Here is a 2,795-nt window from a genome sequence, read left to right as displayed (position 1 = left end):
TGAAAATATTTCCAATTTTTGAAAAGTGATTAATCTGTTGATTGATAGATTGACTTGCTCAGAGAATCAGTGACTCTCAGTTGAGTTTTGAGAGTATGTTTGATGCTCTACTATTGCGCAATAGTAATGAATATATTTCCAATTTTTGATTAATAATTAATCCGTGATATTGATATATAGCAGTCACCATTACTAGGGCAAATATTCTCAAACTCTGAAATTTAGCCACAGCAATAATTTAACTTCTAACTTCTGAGTTCTGGCTTTGTTAAAGATTGTCCATCTCCTATAGCTCTATAGTAGAATTGCAAAATTATCGGTAAATTCCCTCAAAAGAAAATATCAAAAAATGCTCAATGGTCTCATCTTAGTTCCACTAATTGGTGCAGGTATTATTAGTTTTTGGCCAAGCACTGTCTCGCCAAAATTAGCCCGTCAACTAGCTTTAACAGTAGCTATTATTAGCTTCTTATGGTCTTTAGTGCTACTTACCCAATTCAATCCACAAGATCCAAATCAACAATTCGTTGTCTTTTTTCCCTGGATAGACTCCCTAGGTTTAAGCTACTCCTTGGGAATGGACGGTTTATCTCTGCCATTAGTAGTATTAAACGGTCTGTTAACCACTATTGCCATCTATGCCACAGACGAATCAATCAAAAGACCTCGTTTTTATTACTCCCTCATACTATTGTTGGCACTTAGCGTATTTGGAGCCTTTCTCGCTCAAGATTTACTGCTGTTTTTCCTCTTTTACGAACTAGAACTCATTCCCTTATACCTATTAATTGCTATCTGGGGAGGGCCAAGACGAGGTTACGCATCCACCAAATTTCTCATCTATACAGCAATTTCAGGAATTCTAGTCCTAGCTGGATTTCTGGGAGTAGTATGGTTAAGCGGTTCTTCCAATTTTGCTTACGACCAAGCATTTGCTCATACCCTACCTTTAGCAACTCAACTATTATTATTGGGAGCAATAGTCATCGGTTTTGGAATTAAAATTCCTCTAGTTCCCTTCCATACATGGTTACCAGATGCTCACGTTGAAGCCTCCTCACCAATTTCCATACTCTTAGCAGGAGTATTATTAAAATTGGGAACTTATGGTTTGCTGAGATTTGGATTAAATATGTTTCCTGAAGCTTGGGTGTATATTTCTCCCTGGTTAGCAATATGGGCAGTAGTCAGTGTGCTTTATGCTTCATTTAATGCCATTGCCCAAAAAGACATGAAAAAGATGGTGGCCTATAGTTCGGTTGGTCACATGGGTTACATTTTGTTAGCTAGTGCAGCGGCAACTCCTCTTAGTATTTTGGGAACAGTGTTTCAAATGATTAGCCATGGTCTAATTTCTGCTTTACTATTTTTATTAGTGGGAGTAGTTTACAAAAAAGCAGGTACACGGGATATAGATATATTGCGCGGTCTGTTAAACCCAGAACAAGGTTTACCAATAGTTGGCAGTCTAATGATTTTGGGAGTAATGGCAAGTGCTGGTATTCCGGGAATGGCTGGATTTATTTCAGAATTTTTAGTGTTTAGAGGTAGTTTCAATGTTTTTACGGTTCCAACTATTCTATGTATGATCGGAACCGGGTTAACATCAGTCTATTTTTTGCTTTTAACTAACCGAGTATTTTTTGGGAGGTTATCTGAAATAGTAATGAATTTGTCTCCAGTGCAATTGTCAGATAGAATACCAGGAATTATTTTAGCAGTTCTGATCGTTGTTTTAGGAATACAACCTAACTGGGTTGTGCGTTGGACTGAAACTGAAGCAAATAGAATGAGTATTAGCCAACCCATATTATCGCAGGTTATTCATAGTAATAGGTCGGCGATCGCTGCCCAAGGTTCGATCAATAATTATTCTGAATAGCGAAAGACTTATGCACGGGAATTGAGAAATTAGGTTTTTTGTAGATATCTATTGTTTAAACCAAGGATTTTTCCTAGAAACTAACTAGGTTTATTTAGGTAATATTATATTTGGATAATTAGTTATAAAAAATTCTTTGTCTGTAGTTGCCCTTTAGCACTTGTAGATATATTTGCAGGGCTAAAGTACAACTACGAAGTCCTAATTATTGCTCTGCTGATTAAATATAAAAGTATTGACAGATAAATATTTTAGCATTTTTAGGTCTTGAAAAATTACCTGTTTTTGAGTTCTTAATGCACGGTTCCCGAAAAATCAAAAAGTCAGCATTTCTGCCAAGAGTTAGGCAAAAAAATTATTCCCCTACTTCCCTGCTATCCTACTCCTTAAAAAAGAGTTTTTCAGCACACTCTATTTAGGTAATATTATATTTGGATAATTAGTTATAAAAAAGTCTTTGTCTGTAGTTGCCCTTTAGCACTTGTAGATATATTTGCAGGGCTAAAGTACAACTACGAAGTCCTAATTAGGTCTTGCTGATTAAATATAAAAGTATTTACAGATAAATATTTTAGCATTTTTAGGTCTTGAAAAATTACCTGTTTTTGAGCTGCTTAATGCACGGTTCCCGAAAAATCAAAAAGTCAGCATTTCTGCCAAGAGTTGGGCAAAAAAATTATTCCCCTACTCCCCCACTCCCCCGCTCCTGACAAAAGACTTTTTCAGCAAACCCTAATTATGATATTATTTAGCGCTACATAATTTAGGTTAGGAGATTGCTAAATCCTACTAATACTTAGTTTTAAACAGATTTAAAAAAACAAATTCAGGGAAAAAATTATGACAAATACAGTTTTAAAATCTCAAAAGCATCCACTTTCAGAATATATTAATTGTTTAAAATCTGGTCAAG

Annotated in this window: 1 protein-coding gene; it reads left to right on the top strand. The window is 35.4% G+C overall.

What is annotated here, in order from left to right; translation table 11 throughout:
- The first annotated feature begins 349 nt into the window (after positions 1-349).
- Positions 350-1,882: an NADH-quinone oxidoreductase subunit M gene (locus tag ACP6PK_RS22175; RefSeq protein WP_426562726.1), complete on the top strand. Its 1,533-nt coding sequence runs from the start codon at positions 350-352 to the stop codon at positions 1,880-1,882.
- Positions 1,883-2,795 lie beyond the last annotated feature (913 nt).

Origin of the sequence: Dapis hubbardiae BLCC-M172, from assembly GCF_050016015.1 — a bacterium.
GTDB lineage: Bacteria > Cyanobacteriota > Cyanobacteriia > Cyanobacteriales > Microcoleaceae > Trichodesmium.
This window is presented reverse-complemented; position numbering and strand designations above follow the sequence as displayed.

Excerpts from the sequence above, each read along its gene's own strand:
- ACP6PK_RS22175 (WP_426562726.1), top strand. The coding sequence starts at position 350 with ATGCTCAATGGTCTCATCTTAGTTCCACTAATTGGTGCAGGTATTATT.